Origin of the sequence: Actinophytocola sp. (assembly GCF_035942955.1) — a bacterium.
Lineage (GTDB): Bacteria > Actinomycetota > Actinomycetes > Mycobacteriales > Pseudonocardiaceae > DASYTH01.
On record NZ_DASZCQ010000112.1, the window covers coordinates 1 to 18,956 of the forward strand.

The following is an 18,956-nucleotide window of genomic DNA, read 5'->3' on the forward strand; positions in this document are numbered from 1 at the left end:
GAGCGTGTCTCGCGTGGGTTCGGTGGTCTTGCTGTCACGTTCTTTGAGTGGTGGTTGATCGGTTGTCGGTGCGGTGGGTGCCGGATGAGTGGTGGGCGTGGGCCCAGCCGCTGATTCCTCGGTGTGACTGCGCGGCCGCCAGGTGGGGGTACCAGGCCGGTCGACGACCGCGCCGTAGGGACCGCGATCGGGTACGTGCTGACCAGCGGCTGCGGTTGGGCGGCAGGTGCCGCCCGGTTTCGGTGTCACCGTGCCGACCGCGCCTGGCCGGTTGACCGACGGGACCAACGCCGGCCTGGGGCGCCGGCGGCATCGCGCGGCCATGGGACCAACCCGGCGCGCAGGGCTTGATCGACTGGTCCCGCGCGATCCTGGACGCAGCAGGTGTTCCAGCCAACAAAGGAGGGGGATCCTGGACCGGCCCCCGGCCCAGTGAACCCAGGCAAGACCCCGGCGCGACGAGCCACGCGCGATCCGAACGCACCGGGGTGCCGCTGCCGGTGGCGGTGTCGGCGGCCAACACCAATGGACTCCGTTGCGGTCAAACCTCTGATCGTGGCCATCCCGGCGATGAAGTCCCGACCCGGCCCCCCACACCGCCGACCCGACACACTGCACGCCACCAACGCCTACCACCCAGACACAACTCCGTCACCGGGTGCACGACCAGGGCATCAAGGTGCCGATCACCCACCAAGGCGTTGACTCCACCGACACGCCCGGTCGCCACCGCCGGGTCATCAAACGCACCAACGCCTGACTGACCGGACACCGACGACCAACCCCGCGCTACGAACGCAACACCCACCACTTCTACGCCTTCCCCCACCCTTGGAACGACCCTGACCTACTCCACCAAACCCGCACGACCAACCACATGAGACAAACCCTTGGGGAACCGCCCGGCCGTTCCGGTGTAGTCGGGGACGGCCGGAGGCGGAACCGCCGGCTGGCAACGGGAGCCGGTCAGGTGGCGCAGGTGAGGCGGGCTTCGGCCCAGTCGGCGTGGTCTAGGCCGTTGCCGTCGGCGGCGTCGGCGATGATCAGGTCGAGTTGGCGGATGGCGGTGATGTCGACGTCGAGGGGGATGGAGGGGGAGCTTCCGGTCAGGGTGGGGGTTTCGGTGAGGGTGGCGCCGTCGCCTAGGACCGAGAAGCGGACTGAGCCGGAGTTGCCGACCTCGTCGTCCACGCCGACGGTGGCGGTGAAGCGGGTGCAGTTGGCGCCGAGGTTCAGGGTGACGGCGCCGGGGGAGTGGACGCCGAGGCCCTTGGCGTACACGGTGCCGTTGAGGGTGATGGGGCGGCCGTCGCCGGGGAGGGCTTCGCCGTTGGAGGTGTCGCGTTCGACCGGGCCCCAGCCGTTGGTCGAGGTGAAGGGGAGGTCGCTGACCCAGTTTATCCCGGTGGGCGGCGGGATGGGCAGAGCGCTGGTGGTGGTCGCGGTGGCCCGGTCGGGATGGCCGAGGACGCGGTAGGTGGCGGTTGCGGAGAACACTGCGGCGCCGGGCTGTTCGCCAGAGGGGGCGGTGACCTGCCAGGCCACCTTCACCAGACCGCCGGGTGGGACGCGGTCGGCATGTGTGGGGCCGATCGGGGTCGCGGCCCAGCCGTCCGGTATGGACAGTCGGAGGTCGGCGTCGCGCAGCTCTGGACCGCGGTTCGGGGCGGCGAGGATGGCGGACACGATGCCGGTGCCGCCGCGCTGGATCTCGTCCGGCGCGTGCAGGGACAGCCGGGCGGTGGATGGCGGCACGAGGAACGTGCGCGGGTCGTAGCCTGGACTGTCTACATCAGACACGCGGAGGCTGGTGGTGTGGTTGGCGATCTGTTCAAGTGTCACCTGACCGAGGCCGCCGGTGGTGGCGTCGGTGCTCCACACGGCGATGGCCAGGGTGTTGCGGCCGTCGGTGCGCAGCAGGCCGGCGGGCAGGGGGAACGACCGCTGCGGGCCGACGTCGTTGATGTAGCGGCCGATCAGCCAGCCGTTGAGGTAGACCAGCGCCCGGTAGTGGCGGGCCGGATCGTCGGTGAAGCGCAGGGCGATCGGCACGTCCTGGTCCGGTGGCAGGCGCAGCTCGAACGTGGTGCGGTACCAGGCGGTGCCGGGCGTCGTGTCCGGGTGCGGCAGGGTGACCGGTTGCCAGCGCCGGTCCGGGAAGCCGGGCAGGTGGTAGCCGTTGCGCTCGCCGAACTGCCCGCCGGTGTTGAGCCCGCCGCGCACCGGGTCGACGAGGCGCTCGCCGCCGAGCGCGCCCTGGATCCGCCAGCCCAGCCGGGCGGTGGAGCCGAGGATGGTCGCGGCGGTCAGGCCGCGCGGCTGCTTGTGCGAGTCGTCGGCGTTGAAGTCCTGGTTGTGGCCCATGTTCTCGACCAGGACGGCGAGCACGTTCTCGGCGCCGGGACGCACGCTGCCGGCCGGGAAGTCGAACCGGTGGGTGGTGTCGCCGCTGCTGCCCAGGAATGTCCCGTTGAGCCAGACACTGTAGACACCGGCGCGGCCGGTGATCGCCGAGAGCGCGACGCCGGTCTCGGTGCCCGCCGCGGTGAACCGGCCGCGGTACCAGACGTCGCCGTAGTGGAAGCCGTACTCGTCGGTGTAGAGCACCGGTGGCGCGGCCGGCTTGGTCGGGTTGTTGGTGGTGGACTTGTCGGCCAGGGTCCAGCGGCCGTCGTCGAAGGCGGGGTCGGCCTCCGGCGTCGCGGTCGTGTACCGCCAGCCGGTGAGGGCGGGCAGGGTGACCGGGCGCGGTCCGCGCAGCGGTGAGGCCGAGCTGACCGAACCGTCCGGGTTCGGCACGGTACGGACCGGGATGCCGTTCCACGTCAGGATTCGCCCGGCAGCGGGGCCGGCCCACACGTCGATCCGGGTGTCGGCGGCCAGGTCTCCGGCGATCCGCAACGCGGCATGTCCGGAGTGGACGGTGCGAACCAGCTCGGGGCCGCGGACCAGCACCGGGCCGGCTGAGGTGTCCGCCCGCCAGAACTCGGCGGCCACCTCGTCGGTGGCGAGCATGAGCAGCAGCGGCACCCCGTCGGGCGGCGTGACCAGCACTTCGGCCAGGCCGTCGTGCGCGTAGTTCAACCGCAGATCGCCGCGGCCGGCATCCCACGTGCTTTGCACCGATCCGGACAGGACGGTCACCCGCGGCTCGGCCGGGTAGCGCAACACGGTCTCGCCGGCCTGCCCGGCCCGGCCGTAGAGCAGGGCGACGTCCCGGTCGCCGATGCGGGCGTGGGTCATGATCTCCGAGGTGGCGTACTGCAACCGGTGCGCGCCCAACCGGTAGCCCGCCACCAGGGTCTTGGAGTCCCGGCCGGCCAGCGTGATGGCGGTGCCGGGCTCCTGCGGAACGCTGGGGTAGACCTCGCCGGCCCGCTCCGGCGTGTCGATGGCGTCGACCACGACGAACGTGCCGGACGCCGCCGGGTTGCGGGTCCCGGTCGCGACGACGGTCAACGTGTGCTGTCCGGTGGGCAGGTCGTCCGCCGAGTAGAGCACCTGCTGGAACTGCTTGGTCGCGGCGTAGGTGTCCACAGTGGCCACCTTGACGCCGTCGAGGAGGACGTCGGCGATGCCGTGATTGGCGTCCAAAGAGGACATCCAGCGCACCGAGGGGCCGGTGAAGCTCACCGAGACACTGTCCCCGGCGGTCGGGCTGAACGACTCGGTGTCGCGGTAGTCGCCCGCCGTCCACGGCTGCCCGCTGGCGTGCTGCCACCCGGCGCCGGAGTACACCAGGGCCGGGTCGGCGTCGTCGTAGCTGAACGTGCCGTCGACGCCGAGGTCGATCGTCAGGTGCGTGTCGTTGGTCGCGGTGGACGTGCTGTCCCGGTGCCGCAGCACGTAGAAGTGCGTGTTGTCGTCGGGGTTGACCCGGGTCGTGGCCAGCACGGCCGGTTCCGTCACCGGCGCGCCGCCGGCCGGGTCGGTCTTGGTCAGCGGCGCCACCGCGGACACGAAGTAGCCCTGCCGCTTGAGCTCGTCGTACTTGGCGGTGAGCTGGCGCGGCTCGGTGATCGCCGCGCCGTAGTCGTACGACGTGTACACCACGCCAGGGTCCGGCAGCCAGCCCCACGACGTGCCGCCGAACGTCATGTAGAAGTTCTGCGCCGTCGCGCCGTTGGCGACGTTGTTCTTGTAGAACACCTTCTCGAAGTCCGGCCCGATGAGCTGCCGGCAGCTCTCGTAGCCCGGCCCGCCCCACGGGTCGAACGCGCCGCCCTGGTACTCCGCGGTGAACACCGGCACGTCGTCGCGCAGCCGGGTGAGGGCGTCCACGCCCCGCCACTGCGTCGGGTTGGAGCAGTTGAACCCCTGCGGGTAGCTGTCCCTGGTCGGCACCTGCACCGAGCCGGGGCCGGTCGCCCAGGTCGACGGGCCGCAGCAGTAGTTGTGCATGATCGGCACGGTGATCCCGTCGGCCCGCACCTGCTCTTGCAGCTGGGTCATGTAGACCGGGTCGCCGTTGTTGCCGTACTCGTTCTCCACCTGGTAGAGCAGCACGCTGCCGGTGCCGTTGGTGAGCTGGTGCCTGGCGATGATCGGGTTGATGTGCCGCAGCCACTCCCGGTACGCCGCGGTGTAGTCGGGCGCGCTTGACCGGGCCCGGCCGGCCTGCGTCTGCAGCCAGCCCGGGAAGCCGCCCGAGTCGGTCTCCGCGTTGATGTACGGGCCCGGCCGGGCGATCACGTACAGCCCGACCTCCTCGGCGATGCGCAGCACCCGCTCCACGTCGCGCACCCCGGTGAAGTCGTACACGCCCGGCGCGGGGGAGTGGAATCCCCAGTGGAAGTAGATCGAGGTGGCGGTGAAACCCGCCGCCTTCATCTTCTGCAACACGTCGCGCCACAGGTCCGGGCTCGGCAGCCGCCAGTAGTGGAACTCGCCGGACCACAGGTAGATCCGCCGGCCGTCCACCTTGATCGAGTAGTGGTCGTACTCGACCGTGTGGTTCGCCGGAGGCGCGCCGTGCTGGTCCGCCGGCGCCGCCGCGGCCGGTGGAGCGAAGAGGGCGACGGCGGCGATGACCGCGGCAAGGATGGTGAGCAGTCGACGGTGAGGTGCGCGCATCGCGGGACCCCCGGGGTCGCAGGATTACCCGTCGGCGAGCCTATCGAAGCGCTTCGACGCCGTAAACACCCAGGGTCTCGGGCCGACCAGGGTCAGCTCAGCCCAGGTAGGCGTCCAGGGTGTCGTTGCGGAACTTGCCGGTGGCGTCGTACTTCCGGGCCAGGGCGCGGAAGTCGGGCAGCCGCTCGTAGCGTCCACTGAGGACTTCCGGGGGGATGGTGGAGAGCTTGCCCCAGTGCGGGCGGACCTCGAACGGGGCGAGCCGGTCCTGCACGGCCTCGAGGACCGGGGCGACCCTGGCCGGGTCGCCGATCCAGGTGAAGTGGATGGCGACCGAGTCGCGGCCGTAGTGCGGGCTCATCCAGAGGTCGTCGGCGGCGATCGTGCGGATCTCCGACGTGTGGACGACCGGGCCGATGCGGTCGTGGATCTCGTAGACGGCGTCGAGGGCCTCGACGGCGCGGTCGCGCGGGACGAAGAACTCGGACTGGAGCTCGTCGCCGGCACTGGGGGTGAAGCCGAGGCGGAAGTGCGGCAGGCGGTCGTGCCACGGGCCGGGGACGCCGAGCTGCTCCGTGCAGTTCTCGGCAGGCATGCCGGGGACCGGGTTGAGCGGGCCCGCGGCGGGCGTGGCGCCGAGCCACGGGACGTCGGGCGTCCAGTCCTCGGGGGCGTCGGCGCGTCGCTTGAGCCACACCTGGTTGATCACAGGGCCGCGCCAGTCGGTGAACAGGCAGACGCTGTAACCGGCGCCGAAGATCTGGTCGAAGTGGACGGCCAGCTGCTCGCGGGGCAGGTTTTCGTAGACGTACTGGCAGATGTCGAAGGTGGGCCCCAGGTCGAGGGTGAGGCGGGTGACGACGCCGAGCGCGCCGAGCGCGACGACCGTGCCGGGGAAGTCGGGATCCTCGCCGCGCCGGATGACGACCAGGTCCCCGGTCGCGGTGACCATCTCGATCGCGGAGACCGCGGTGGCCAGGTTGCCGTTGCGGTCGCCCGACCCGTGCGTGCCGGTCTGGCAGGCGCCGCCGATCGAGATGTGCGGCAGGGACCCGAGGTTGGGTAGCGAGAACCCGGCGTCGCACAATCCCACCACCACGTCGCCGTAGCGGACGCCGGCGGCGACGGTGACCGTCGAGCGCTCCCGGTCGAGGTCGACGGTCGGCGGCAGGGCGGTGACCGCGACGAGCTCGCCCGTGGTGTCGGCGATCCGGCTGAACGAGTGGGCGGTGCCGAGCGGGCGGATCCGGGGCGAGCCGGCGACGATGCGGCGCAGCTCGTCCACGGACGTGGGGCGGTGCACGCGGGTGGCGCCGAAGGTGATGTTTCCGGCCCAGTTGCGCAGGCTTTCGGCGGTCGTCATTGCGGCAACGCTACCGGAAATCGGGGACACATTACCGGAAGGCGCAACACGCCAGGGGTGCGGCGCGGCCCGGCCGGACGCCGGGCCTGTGGCAGGATCTCGCGGGTGCGTTTCCACGCCGATCTGCATATCCACTCCAAGTACTCCCGAGCCTGCAGCAAGGACTGCGATCTCGAACATCTGACCTGGTGGGCCCGGCGCAAGGGGATCACGCTGGTGGGCACCGGCGACTTCACCCACCCGGCCTGGTTCGATCATCTGCGGGAGAACCTCGTGCCGGCCGAACCGGGGCTGTTCCGGCTGCGCGACGACCTCGACGCCGGCATCGGGCGGCGGCTCGCGCCGAGCGTGGCGGCGGCGACCGTACGGTTCATGCTCTCGGTGGAGATCTCCACGATCTACAAGCGCGCCGACCGCACCCGCAAGGTGCACCACCTGGTGTACGTGCCGGACTTCGACGCGGCCGCCGAGTTCAACGCCCGGCTCGGCCGGATCGGCAACCTGGGCTCCGACGGGCGGCCCATCCTCGGCCTGGACTCGCGCGACCTGCTCGAGATCGCGCTGGAGTCCGGCGAGGGCGCCTACCTGGTGCCGGCGCACGTGTGGACGCCCTGGTTCGCCGTGCTGGGCTCCAAGTCCGGGTTCGACGCGATCGAGGACTGCTACGCCGACCTCGCCGACCACATCTTCGCGCTGGAGACCGGGCTGTCCAGCGACCCGGCGATGAACTGGCGGGTCTCCGGGCTCGACCGGTACCGCCTGGTGAGCAACTCCGACGCGCACTCGCCGCCCATCCTCGGCCGCGAGGCCACGGTGTTCGACACCGACCTGGACTACTTCGCCGTCAAGCGGGCGCTGGAGACCGGCGACGGGCACGCCGGCTCGGTGGAGTTCTTCCCCGAGGAGGGGAAGTACCATGTGGACGGTCACCGCAAGTGCGGGGTCCGGCTGGAACCGCGGGATACCCGCGAGCACGGCGGGATCTGCCCGCAGTGCCGCAAGCCGCTCACCGTCGGCGTGCTGAGCCGGGTCGAGGAGCTGGCCGACCGGCCGGAGGGCTACCGGCTCGACGGCGCCGCCGGCTTCTACAGCCTCGTTCCGCTGCCGGAGATCATGAGCGAGATCCTCGGCACCGGGCCGAAGACCAAGGCCGTGCTTTCGGAGATCGACAAGCTTGTCGCGGCGCTCGGACCGGAGCTGCAGATTCTGGAAGAGGTTCCGGTGGAGGACATCGGGGCCCTCTCGCCCTTGCTCGGTGAGGCGATTGCCCGGTTGCGGCGCGGCGAGGTGATCAGGGACGCCGGCTATGACGGCGAGTACGGCGTGATCAGGTTGTTCGAGCCGGGTGAGCTGAGCCGGTTGAAGGCGCCCGCCCTGTTCGATGATCTGTTGTTCGACGCGCCGGAGCCGGCCCCGGTGAAGGCGAAGCGCGCACCGGTGCGTGCCGACGAGCCGCTGCCGATGATCCCGATGGAGTCCCCGGCCCCCGCCTCGGTGATTGCGAGCGGGTCGCTGCTTGACGGGCTGGACGCGGATCAGCGGGCCGCTGCCGAGATCACCGGTGGGCCGCTGCTGATCATCGCGGGCCCGGGCACCGGCAAGACCAGGACGCTGACCCATCGCATCGCGCATCTGGTGACGGCGCACGGGGTGCCGCCGGAGCAGTGCCTGGCGATCACGTTCACCCGGCGCGCGGCCGAGGAGATGGCCGAGCGGCTCGCCGTGCTCGTGCCCGCCGAGGCGCCGCAGCTGACCGTCGCCACGTTCCACTCGCTTGGCCTGCGCATCCTGCGCGAGCAGCACGACCGGGTCGGGTTGACGCTCGGCTTCGGCATCGCCGACCAGGCGCAGCAGTTGGCCGTGGCCGTGGAGATCACCGGAGACGAGCGGGAGGCCAGGAGCCTGCTGGCCGAGCTGTCCCGGCGGCGGCGGGCAGGGGGCGAGGTCGGCGCGGACGCCGAGCAGTACCTCAAGGCGTTGCGGCAGCTGGATCTCGTCGACTTCGACGACCTGATCGCGCTGCCGGTCGCCTTGCTGGAGGCGGATTCCGAGCTGGCCGCCCGGTATCGCGAGCGGTACCGGTGGATCTGCGTCGACGAGTACCAGGACGTCGACGAGCAGCAGTACCGGCTGCTGCGGCTGCTCGCCTCGGCCGACGGGAACCTCACCGCGATCGGCGACCCTGACCAGGCCATCTACCGGTTCCGCGGGGCCGATGTCGGGTTCTTCCTTCGCTTCCAGCAGGATTTCGCCGGCGCCCGCACCGTGCAGCTCACCCGGAACTACCGGTCCAACGCGCACATCCTCACCGGCGCGCTGCAGCTGATCTCGCCGACCACGCTGGTGCCCGACCGGGTGCTGTGGCCGATGGGGCGGCACGGGGACGCCAGGGTCGGCATCCACCACGCCGCCGACGAGCGGACCGAGGCCTCGTTCGTCGCGCGCACCATCGAGCAGTTGCTCGGCGGGGCGTCGTTCCACGCGCTCGACAGCGGCCGGGTGGACACCGATGGCGTGCAGGGCCTGGGGTTCTCCGACTTCGCGGTGCTGTACCGGACCGACCGGCAGGCGCGCGCCGTCATGGATGCGTTGACCCAGGCCGGGTTGCCGTTCCAGAAGCGCTCGCACGACCGGCTGGCCGACCGGCCCGGCGTGGACCGGATCCTGGTGGAGCTGGAGTTCGTCCCGGCCGAGTCGGCGCCGGCCGTGGTCGAGCGGGTGCGGCACGCCGCGGCCGCCGTGCTGCACCGGGTTCCGGCGTCCGAACGCGACGATCGGGCGACCGAGATCCACACCGCGGTCGACCTGCTCAAGCCGCTTGCCCTGCGGTGCGGCGACGACCTTGAGCGGTTCCGCACCGAGCTGTCGCTGGGTGTCGAGGTGGACACCTGGGACCCGCGCGCCGACCGGATCTCCCTGCTGACCCTGCACGCCGCCAAGGGCCTCGAGTTCCCGGTGGTCTTCGTGGTCGGCTGCGAGGACGGCCTGCTTCCCTTGCACTGGCCCGGGTCCGAGGCCGACGAGGAGCAGGTGCGCGAGGAGCGCCGGCTGCTGTTCGTCGGGATGACCCGCGCCCGACGCCATCTCTTTCTCAGTCATGCCGCGGAGCGCGTCCGCCATGGCACCGCGCGCAAGGCCACCCGGTCGCCGTTCCTGGCCGACCTCGACATGACCGTATGCGAGCAGATCGGCGAGGCGACCCCGCGGCGCAAGCCGCGGGAGGTGCAGCTTCGGCTGCTGTAGCTCAGCAGGCGGGAGCCGGGTTCCAGCCGGTCGGGTCACCGTTGATGATCATGCCGATCGTGGTGGCGGTGCCCGGCGGGATCGTGCTGTTCCAGCCGAGGTTGGTCGCGGTGACGTTGAGTCCAGATTGGACGACCGTGGCGTTCCAGGCCTGGCTGATCGTCATGCCGGCGGCGAGGGAGAATCGCACGCTCCAGCCGGAGATCGTCGTGGTCCCGTTGTTGCGGATCACGATCTCGATCTGGAACCCGCCCGGCCACCGGTTGACGATCCGGATCTCGCAGCTGCGGCCCGGGGTCGTTGTCGTCGTTGTCGTCGTTGTCGTCGTTGTCGTTGTGGTCGTGGTGGTTGTCGTGGTTGTGGTCGTGGTCGTCGTGCTGGTAGGCGGTTGGCCGCCGAGCGCGTCGATGAGCGCGGTGAACCACCGGTCGGCCATCTTCTGGTCACCGGAGGCGTTGGGGTGCACCCCGTCGAAGGTGTCGGTGGCGGTGGAGAACCCGGTCCACTGGTCCACCACGGTGATCGGGGACTGCGCGGTGGTCTTGGAGCTGGCCCAGCCCGGGATGGCGTTGTTGAGGTTGACCACGCGCTGCGCGCATTCCGCGCAGTTGCCCGGGTTCATCGGGATGATCTTGGCGACCAGGATCCTCATGGTGGGTTTGCTGGCCCGCATCTGGTCGACCAGCTTGCCGAACGCGGCCAGGATCGTCGCCGGGGACCGGTTGTTCCACACGTCGTTGGTGCCGAAATGCATGATCACGATGTCCGGCAGGGTCGCGGCCAGCCAGGGTGGCAGCTGGTTCTGGTCGGCCACGTTGGTGGCCAGGAAGCCCCCGTGGCCCTCGTTGTCTCCGTCGTGGGCCACCCCGCAGCCTTGCGGTGGAAGGGTTCCGACGAAGTCGATGTTGGTGTGGCCGGCGCTCTGCAGCCGGTTCCACAGCAGCGCGCGCCAGCAGCCGGGGGATCCGGTGATCGAGTCACCCAGCGGCATGATCCGGGTCGCCGCCGCGTGCGCCGGTGGGGCGGGCGCGGCGACCAGCAGCGCCGTGACGGCGAGGACGGTGAGAATCGCGGACAGCAGGGCTTCTTTGCGCATGACACCACCCGGGTAGTCGCCTGGGATTTCTGGGAGCGCTCCCAGACTAGGTGACCAGCACATTCCGCGAATAGGTCCATTCGTGGGCATCGCCCTCGCGGGGGAATTCGGTAACGGCCACGTTGCAAATTGCGAAGCGCACCATGCGCAGGCCGGCGCCCCCGGGCCGGGGGCGGTTCCCGCCTACTCCCGCCCCCGGCCTTCCATCCGGACTTGGAGGTATGAAATGAGATTCCGTAGACCAGCCGCGATCCTGGTCGCGGTGCTGCTGGCTATCGCCGGTGCACCGGCAGCCGCCGCCGATGGTGGAGGCGGGGGGAAGGTGCCGACGCGGGTCGTGACCAGTGGCTTCGGGGTCCAGTCGGTGGCGTTCGCCGACGGCTTCGAGAGTCCTGTGGTTGCCCCGAACACGTTTGCCTCGTTCGTGGCCGGCCAGCAGATGGGCGTGTGGACCGTGACGCAGATCGATGTACACCTCATCGGGCAGAACTTCTGGCAGGCAACCGAGGGTGTGCAGTCGCTGGATCTCGACGGCGCTTTCAACGGCGGAGTTGCCGTAGCGTTCCAGACCTTGCCGCTGTTCGCCTACCGCGTCAGCTATGACCTGGCCGGGAACCCCGACGGCGGTCCCAACATCAAGACCGGACTGGTCCGGGTGAACGGCGCCCCCGCGCAGGACATCGTCTTCGACACCACCGGAAAGTCCCGAACGAACATGGGCTACGTGAAGAAGAGCTTCACCGTGCTCTCGACGAGCAGCTCCATGACGCTCGAGTTCCTCAGCACCACGACCCCGGGTGGGTGGGGCCCGGTGATCGACGACGTCGTCGTGGAGAAGTGCCTGCTCATCCTTTGCCTGTAAGCGAACCCGGCGGCCGCCGGTACAGTGGCTCCCGTGCCTGACCTCGGTCACGAGCCGGCCGCCCGGGAGCGCGTGGACCTGTGGTCGGATGATCCGCTCGGCGAGGCCGCGCGGCCGCGGGTGTCCAAGCCGGACGACGGCGCCGCCCCGGCGCACCGGCCAGGCGCGGGCCAGCGTCTCGTGCTGATCCATGGTCACCTGCGCCACGAGTTGCGTCAGATCCGGGAGGCCGTCGAGCAGGTGGCCGCCGGGCAGCGGACCGCGGCGACCGCCCGGTCGATGATCAACCAGCTGACCATGCGGCAGAACTTCTGGACGCTCGGCAGTTTCTGCGCGTCCTACTGCCGCGTCCTCGCGCTGCACCACACCATCGAGGACCAGGCCATGTTCGGCGAGCTGACCGCACGGCAGGCCTCGCTGCGACCGGTCGTCGAGCAGCTCGAGCGCGAGCACGAGGTGATCGCCGCGGTGCTCACCGAGCTGGACACCGTCCTGGTGGCGCTGATGGCCGACGACGGCCGGCTGGACGCCGTCGGCCACCACGTTCGGCTGCTGGACCGGCTGCTCACCTCGCACCTGGACTACGAGGAGGAGCAGCTGGTCGAGCCGCTCGACCGGTTCGACCTCGATGTCTGATCATTGCCCGGGGACCGGCCGACCCCTACCATGAGCGCAATCGAAGCGATTCGACAATCGAAAGCAGCGGACCTTGCCGAAGATCGAAGACGTGGCCCGGCACGCCGGGGTGGCGCCGAGCACGGTGTCGTACGTGCTCAGCGGCAAGCGCGCGATCTCCGAGGAGACCCGGCAGCGGGTCCTGCGCAGCGTCCGGGTGCTCGGGTACCAGCCGCATGCCGGAGCGCGGGCGCTGGCCAGCAACCGGTCCAACGTGGTCGCCCTGGTCATCCCGCTGCGCAGCGGCATGCACGTCCCGGTGATCATGCAGTTCGCCATCTCGGTGGTCACCGCGGCCCGCCAGTTCGATCACGACGTGCTGCTGCTGACCCAGGACGAGGGCGTCAAGGGGCTGCAGCGGGTGGCCGGCACCGCGCTGGTGGACGCGATCATCGTGATGGACGTCGAGCTGCAGGACCAGCGGGTGCCGGTGCTGCGTGAGCTGCAGCGGCCGTCGGTGCTGATCGGCTTTCCCGATGACGCGGAGGGGCTGACCTGCATCGACCTGGACTTCGCCGCGACCGGGGCGGTCTGCCTGCAGCACCTGGCCGATCTCGGGCACCGGCGGGTGGCGCTCATCGGGTCGCCGCCGGAGGTGTACAAGCGGGAGACCGGGTTCGCCACCCGGCTTGCGGACGGGTTCAAGCTGGCCGCGTCAAGGGCCAAGGTGGCCGCCACCGTGCACCCCTGCGAGGCGACCCCGCTCGCGGCGCACGCGGTGGTCGCCACGCTGCTGCGCGACCATCCCGATCTCACCGCCGTCGTCGTGCACAACGAGGCCGTCGTCGAGCCGCTGCTGGCCGCGTTCGCCAACGCCGGCCGGAGCGTTCCGGACGACCTCTCGGTGGTGGCCGTCTGCCCGGACGAGCTCGCCGAGCGGGCGCATCCCGGGCTGACCTCGGTGGCCATTCCCGCCGAGGAGATCGGCCGGCAGGCGGTGAACCTGTTGATGACCAAGCTGAACGGCGGTCTGGTGCCCGACGACACCCTGCTCCAGCCGCGGCTCGTCCGGCGGGCGAGCACGAGCAAGCCGAGGAAGTAACCGACAACGACACAGGTCCGAGTTCGCGCAGCGAGCCATCGAAGCGCTTCGAACCGTCGAAGCGCTTCGACAGTTCGACGACTGCTTGGAGGAACGACGATGTTCACAGCAGGAAAGGGTGTGCGGCTACTGGCAGTCCTCGCCGTGGCGACGACCGTGCTGGCCGCGTGCAGCAATGACGGCGATGACGGCGGCGGTAGCGCCGCGAACTCCGGCCCCCGCGAGCTGAAGCTCTGGCACTACGAGGGCCCGACCAGCGCGATGGGGGTGGCCTGGGCGGAGGCGATCAAGGAGTTCCAGAGCTCCCATCCCAACGTGACGGTGAAGTTCGAGGAGCAGAGCTTCGAGCAGATCCAGAAGACCGCGCCCATGGTGCTCAACTCCGACGACGCCCCGGACCTCATGGAGTACAACAAGGGCAACGCCACCGCCGGCCTGCTGTCCAAGCAGGGCCTGCTCACCGACATGACCGAGGAAGTGACCAAGCGCGGCTGGGACAGGCTGCTCAGCGAGAACCTGCAGACCACCTGCAAGTACGACCAGCGCGGGATCATGGGCGGGGACAAGTGGTTCGGCGTGCCGAACTACGCCGAGTACATCATGGTCTTCTACAACAAGGACATGTTCGCCCAGCAGGGCCTGTCCGTGCCGACCTCGTTCGACCAGCTCGTCTCCGCCATGGACAAGTTCCGGCAGGCCGGCGTCACGCCGCTGTCGGTCAGCGGCTCGGAGTACGCGGCGCACCAGATCCTCTACCAGCTGGCCCTGACCAAGGCGGACCGCGGCTGGGTGGACCGGTACCAGCGGTACACCGGCAAGGTCGACTTCCACGACAGCGTGTGGACCTACGCCGCCAACACCTTCGTCGAGTGGGTGCAGAAGGGCTACATCGACAAGCAGTCCACCAGCATCACCGCCGAGGACATGGGCACGGCGTTCATCTCCGGCAAGTTCCCCATGATGATCTCCGGTAGCTGGTGGTTCGGCCGGCTGCAGAAGGAGATCACCGGCTTCAAGTGGGGCTCGTTCCTGTGGCCCGCCCAGATGAGCGCGGCGTCCGGCGGCAACATCTGGGTCATCCCGCAGGGGTCCAAGAACAAGGACCTGGCCTACGACTTCATCAACATCACGATGCAGAAGCAGAACCAGAACCTGCTCGGCAACAACGGCGGCGTGCCGGTGGCGGCCGACCCCGGCGCGGTCACCGACGCCCAGAGCAAGGAGCTGATCGAGAACTTCAACACCCTTGCCGGCCGCGACGGCCTCGCCTTCTACCCCGACTGGCCCGCACCCGGCTACTACGACGTGCTGGTGGCCGCGACCCAGAAGCTGATCAACGGCAGCGCGAGTCCCGACCAGGTGCTCGACGAGATCGCCAAGCCGTACGAGGAGAACCTCGCCAACCTCGGAGGGTGAGGCGGTAGCCGATGAATGGGCGGCAACCACGATGACGCTTCCGGCGCAGACGGCGCCGGCCCCGACCGGGCCGGCGCCCCGACCGGCAGGCCGCCGGGCCGGTGGACCCCGGCCGGCGCGGCGCGCCGGGTACCTGCCCTACCTGGTGCCCGGCGCGCTGATCTTCATCGCGGTGATCGCGATCCCGCTCGCGGTCAACATCGGGATCAGCTTCACCCGCTGGGACGGGGTCGGGACCCCGGACTGGGTCGGCATCGCCCAGTACCGCAGGTTGTTCGCCGACGAGACGTTCTGGCGGTCCTCCCGCAACAACCTGGCGCTGATCCTGGCGATGGCGGTCATCCCGGCCTTCCTGGGACTGCTGCTGGCCGGCGCGCTGTTCGACGTGGTGGCCAAGCGGGTCGGGCAGCGGCCGGCGAACGCGTTGCGGGCGGCGTTCTACCTACCGCAGGTGCTGCCGGCCGCGGTGGCCGGGATCGTCTGGCTGTGGATCCTGCATCCGGACTACGGCGCGGCCAACGCGCTGCTGCGGTTCGTCGGGCTCGACTCGTTCACCCAGAACTGGCTCGGTGACGAGAGCACCGCGCTGCTGTCGGTGATGGGCGTGCTGGTGTGGATCCAGATCGGCTACCCCGTGGTGATCTTCATGGCCGGCCTGCAGCGGGTCGATCCGGAACTGTACGAGTCGGCCGAGCTGGACGGCGCGTCCTGGTGGCAGAAGCTGTGGCGGATCACGGTTCCGCAGATCCGGCCGGAGATCTACGTCGTCATGCTCACCTGCACCGTCGCGGCGCTGAAGACCTTCGACAAGATCTACGTGCTGACCCGGGGCGGTCCCGGCGGCGCGACCAACGTGCCGGCCTACTTCTCCTGGCAGAACTTCTTCGAGCGGTCCAACGTCAGCTACGGCGCCGCGATCGCCACCGTGCTTACTGTGATCATCGTGGGCCTCGCCGTGCTTTTCCTGCGGGCGCAGAGCAAGGGCGAGGGGTGATCCGCGGTGACGACGGCAACCCTGCACCGCCCGGCGCGCCGGCGCCGCCGCGATCCGGTCCGGCACGTCGTGCTGGTCGTGCTGAGCGTGCTCGCCCTGATCACGTTGGTCCCGTTCGTCCTGGTGCTGCTCAACGCGTTCAAGGCGCCGGCGGACTACTCGCAGAATGGGCCGCTGGGGCTGCCCCAGAGCCTTTTCTTCAAGGGCATCAGCGATTTCTGGATCCGGGTCGACTTCGGCGAGAAGCTGGTCAACAGCACGGTGATCGCCGGCTCGGTGGCCGTGCTCGCGGTGCTGGTGTCGATCCTGTCGGCCTACGCGCTCGGCATCGGCCGGGTGCGCGGCCGGCTGTGGATCATCGCGATCTTCCTGCTGGCCAACCTGATGCCGCAGGAGGCCCTGGTCTATCCCCTGTACTACATGGCGAAGGAGGTCGACCTCTACGACACCCGGCTCGCTGTGGTCATCATTTTCACCGCCATCCAGAGCGCGTTCGGCACCTACCTGCTGTCCTCGGTGCTGTCGACGTTCCCGAGGGAGGTCCTGGATGCGGCCTATGTGGACGGTGCGAGCCGGTGGCAGGTGCTGTGGCGGGTGGTGGTCCCGATGAGCTGGCCGACGCTGTCCGTGCTGATGGTCTTCTTCTTCATCTGGACCTGGAACGAGTTCTTCATCCCGCTGGTGATGCTGATCTCCAGCGACAACCAGACCGTTCCGGTGGCGCTCGGCATCCTGCGCGGCCAACGGCTCATGGATGCCACGACCACGAGCGCCGCCGCGCTCCTCGGCATCCTGCCTGCGGTCGTGTTCTTCCTGGTGTTCCAGCGCACGTTGCGGCGCGGTATCGCGGTGGGAGCGATCAAATGAAGTTCACCGATGGTCGTTGGCGGATGCGCGCGGGCATCCATCCGGCTTACCCGGTCGAGGTGCTCGACGTGGAGCCGGGCCCGTCGGGGCTGACGATCTACGCGCCGGCCTACCCCGTACGCGGCCGGGTCGACCTGCAGAAGGGGCCGGTGTTCACAGTGGACATCACGGCGCCGATGCCGGACGTGATCGCCGTGTCGGTCACCCATTACGCCGGCCAGGTGACCCGGCCGCCGCGGTTCGAGCTGTTCACCGAGCCGGACACCGTGGCGTCGCAGGAGATCGACGCCGAGGCCGCGACGCTGACCGCGGGCGGGCTGTCGGCGCGGGTGAGCCGGAGCGGGCCGTGGCGGCTGGACTTCCTTGCCGGCGGGCGGGTGCTGACCTCCAGCGGCCCGGAGGACCTGGCGTTCATCACCACCGACTCCGGCGAGCACCATGTCCGCGAGCGGCTGGCCCTCGGCGTCGGGCACGCGGTCTACGGGCTCGGCGAGCGGTTCGGCCCGCTGGTCAAGAACGGTCAGGCGGTGGACATCTGGAACGCCGACGGCGGAACGTGCAGCGAGCAGGCGTACAAGAACGTGCCGTTCTTCCTGACCAACGCCGGCTACGGCGTCTTCGTCGATCATCCGGGGGCGGTGTCGTTCGAGGTGGCCTCAGAGGACGTGGCGCGCGCGCAGTTCAGCGTGCCCGGCCAGGTGCTGCGCTATCTGGTGATCCATGGCCCGTCCCCGAAGGAGATCCTGCGCCGGTACACCGCGCTGACCGGGCGGCCGGCGCTGCCCCCGGCCTGGTCGTTCGGCCTGTGGCTGTCCACCTCCTGGAACACCTCCTACGACGAGGAGACCGTCACCGGATTCATCGACGGGATGGCCGAGCGTGACCTGCCGCTGTCGGTCTTCCACTTCGACTGCTTCTGGATGCGCGAGATCAGCTGGTGCGACTTCGAATGGGACCGCCGGGTGTTCCCCGACCCGCGGGGCATGCTCACCCGGTTGAAGGCAAGGGGGCTGCGGATCTGCGTCTGGATCAACCCGTACATCGCGCAGCGCTCGCCGCTGTTCGCCGAGGGCAAGGCGAACGGCTACCTGCTGCGGCGTCCGAACGGCGACGTGTGGCAGTGGGACCTGTGGCAGCCGGGCATGGCCGTCGTCGACTTCACCAACCCGGAGGCCCGGGAGTGGTATGCGTCCAAGTTGGACGGTCTGCTGGACATGGGCGTGGACTGCTTCAAGTCCGACTTCGGCGAGCGGATCCCGACCGACGTCGAGTACTTCGACGGTTCGGACCCGGAGCTGATGCACAACTACTACACGTATCTGTACAACAAGACGGTGTTCGACCTGCTGCGCAAGCGTCGCGGCGAGCGGGATGCCGTGGTGTTCGCTCGCTCGGCGACCGCGGGCTCGCAGCAGTTCCCGGTGCACTGGGGCGGCGACAACTCCTCGACCTACGAGTCGATGGCCGAGAGCCTGCGCGGCGGCCTGTCACTCGGCATGTCCGGTTTCGGATTCTGGAGCCACGACATCGGCGGGTTCGAGGGCACCCCGACGGCCGAGCTGTTCAAACGCTGGATCCCGTTCGGCCTGCTGAGCTCGCACAGCCGGCTGCACGGCAACTTCTCCTACCGGGTGCCGTGGCTGTTCGACGAGGAGTCGGTCGACGTGCTGCGCCGGTTCACCAACCTCAAGGCGCGCCTGATGCCCTACCTCTACCAGGCCGCAAGGACCGCGCACGGCGAGGGCGTGCCGATGATGCGAGCCATGGTCGTGGAGTTCCCGGACGACCCGGCCTGCACCCACCTCGACCGCCAGTACCTGCTCGGCGACGACCTGCTGGTGGCCCCCGTCTTCACCGCCGACGGCTCGGTCGACTACTACGTCCCGCCCGGCACCTGGACGCATTTCCTTACCGGCCAGCAGGTGCGCGGCCCCGGCTGGGTGCGCGAGCGGCACGGGTTCAGCAGCGTGCCGCTGCTCGCCCGGCCCGGCTCGGTGATCCCGGTCGGCGCGGTCGCCGACCGGCCGGCCTACGACTACGCGGAGGGTGTGACCCTGCATGCCTACCAGCTGGCCGACGGCGCGTCGGTCACCACGACCATTCCCACCAGTACCGGGGAGGTCGCCGCCACGTTCCGGACCACCCGGCACGGCGACATGATCCGGGTCGACGTGGACCGCCCGCCGGCGAGCTGGCGGCTGCTCCTGGTCGGCGTGGACTCGGTCGAGTCGGTCACCGGCGGCTCGGTGACCCGGCACGAGCAGGGAGTTCTCATCGAGGCCGCCGGGCCCATTGTCTGTCGCGTCACACAGGCCTAACATCCTC

11 protein-coding genes and 1 pseudogene are annotated in these 18,956 nt (G+C 69.8%); 9 read left to right on the forward strand and 3 right to left on the reverse strand.

Translation table 11 applies throughout. The annotated features are described in order from the left end of the window. Window positions 1-50: 50 nt before the first annotated feature. Window positions 51-823 (forward strand): annotated as a pseudogene (locus VGX25_RS11120) (IS5 family transposase); the annotation flags it as partial. A gap of 143 nt (window positions 824-966) precedes the next feature. Here the strand turns inward: VGX25_RS11120 and VGX25_RS11125 are convergent. Both VGX25_RS11125 and VGX25_RS11130 read right to left on the reverse strand, forming a co-directional pair. After that, complete coding sequence (locus tag VGX25_RS11125) at window positions 967-5,073, reverse strand: beta-galactosidase (protein WP_326917574.1); 4,107 nt, start codon at window positions 5,071-5,073, stop codon at window positions 967-969. A gap of 97 nt (window positions 5,074-5,170) precedes the next feature. Then, a complete protein-coding gene (locus tag VGX25_RS11130) occupies window positions 5,171-6,436 on the reverse strand; it encodes an FAD-binding protein (RefSeq protein ID WP_326917575.1) in 1,266 nt (421 codons plus the stop codon). Between the two features lie 105 nt (window positions 6,437-6,541). On the opposite strand from VGX25_RS11130, the gene VGX25_RS11135 reads away from it, so the two are divergent. Beyond that, window positions 6,542-9,679 carry a UvrD-helicase domain-containing protein gene (locus VGX25_RS11135; protein WP_326917576.1) on the forward strand — a complete coding sequence of 1,046 codons (3,138 nt, stop codon included), beginning with the start codon at window positions 6,542-6,544 and terminating at the stop codon, window positions 9,677-9,679. A gap of 1 nt (window position 9,680) precedes the next feature. On the opposite strand, the gene VGX25_RS11140 is transcribed toward VGX25_RS11135, so the two are convergent. Next, window positions 9,681-10,775: a cellulose binding domain-containing protein gene (locus VGX25_RS11140; protein WP_326917577.1), complete on the reverse strand. Its 1,095-nt coding sequence runs from the start codon at window positions 10,773-10,775 to the stop codon at window positions 9,681-9,683. Window positions 10,776-11,037: 262 nt separating this feature from the next. On the opposite strand from VGX25_RS11140, the gene VGX25_RS11145 reads away from it, so the two are divergent. The 7 genes from VGX25_RS11145 to yicI all read left to right on the forward strand — a co-directional run bounded on the left by VGX25_RS11145 (window position 11,038) and on the right by yicI (window position 18,949). Next, window positions 11,038-11,637 carry a choice-of-anchor C family protein gene (locus VGX25_RS11145; RefSeq protein WP_326917578.1) on the forward strand — a complete coding sequence of 200 codons (600 nt, stop codon included), beginning with the start codon at window positions 11,038-11,040 and terminating at the stop codon, window positions 11,635-11,637. A gap of 33 nt (window positions 11,638-11,670) precedes the next feature. Next, complete coding sequence (locus VGX25_RS11150; RefSeq protein WP_326917579.1) at window positions 11,671-12,273, forward strand: hemerythrin domain-containing protein; 603 nt, start codon at window positions 11,671-11,673, stop codon at window positions 12,271-12,273. A gap of 73 nt (window positions 12,274-12,346) precedes the next feature. Continuing rightward, window positions 12,347-13,354, forward strand: a complete 1,008-nt coding sequence (locus VGX25_RS11155; protein ID WP_326917580.1) for a LacI family DNA-binding transcriptional regulator — start codon at window positions 12,347-12,349, stop codon at window positions 13,352-13,354. A 99-nt stretch (window positions 13,355-13,453) separates the two neighbouring features. Further along, a complete protein-coding gene (locus VGX25_RS11160; protein ID WP_326917581.1) occupies window positions 13,454-14,770 on the forward strand; it encodes an extracellular solute-binding protein in 1,317 nt (438 codons plus the stop codon). Window positions 14,771-14,801: 31 nt separating this feature from the next. Then, entirely contained in the window at window positions 14,802-15,764 is a 963-nt protein-coding gene (locus tag VGX25_RS11165; protein ID WP_326917582.1) for a sugar ABC transporter permease, read from the forward strand. A gap of 6 nt (window positions 15,765-15,770) precedes the next feature. After that, on the forward strand, window positions 15,771-16,631 hold the full coding sequence (locus tag VGX25_RS11170; RefSeq protein ID WP_326917583.1) for a carbohydrate ABC transporter permease: 861 nt from the start codon (window positions 15,771-15,773) through the stop codon (window positions 16,629-16,631). Beyond that, on the forward strand, window positions 16,628-18,949 hold the full coding sequence (gene yicI / locus VGX25_RS11175; RefSeq protein WP_326917584.1) for an alpha-xylosidase: 2,322 nt from the start codon (window positions 16,628-16,630) through the stop codon (window positions 18,947-18,949). Before VGX25_RS11170 ends, yicI begins: the two co-directional genes overlap by 4 nt. Window positions 18,950-18,956 lie beyond the last annotated feature (7 nt).

Bases quoted from the DNA above. Each gene is read 5' to 3' on its own strand.
- VGX25_RS11125 (WP_326917574.1), bottom strand. From the start codon at position 5,073: ATGCGCGCACCTCACCGTCGACTGCTCACCATCCTTGCCGCGGTCATC.
- VGX25_RS11130 (WP_326917575.1), bottom strand. From the start codon at position 6,436: ATGACGACCGCCGAAAGCCTGCGCAACTGGGCCGGAAACATCACCTTC.
- VGX25_RS11140 (WP_326917577.1), bottom strand. From the start codon at position 10,775: ATGCGCAAAGAAGCCCTGCTGTCCGCGATTCTCACCGTCCTCGCCGTC.
- VGX25_RS11160 (WP_326917581.1), top strand. From the start codon at position 13,454: ATGTTCACAGCAGGAAAGGGTGTGCGGCTACTGGCAGTCCTCGCCGTG.
- VGX25_RS11165 (WP_326917582.1), top strand. From the start codon at position 14,802: ATGACGCTTCCGGCGCAGACGGCGCCGGCCCCGACCGGGCCGGCGCCC.
- yicI (WP_326917584.1), top strand. From the start codon at position 16,628: ATGAAGTTCACCGATGGTCGTTGGCGGATGCGCGCGGGCATCCATCCG.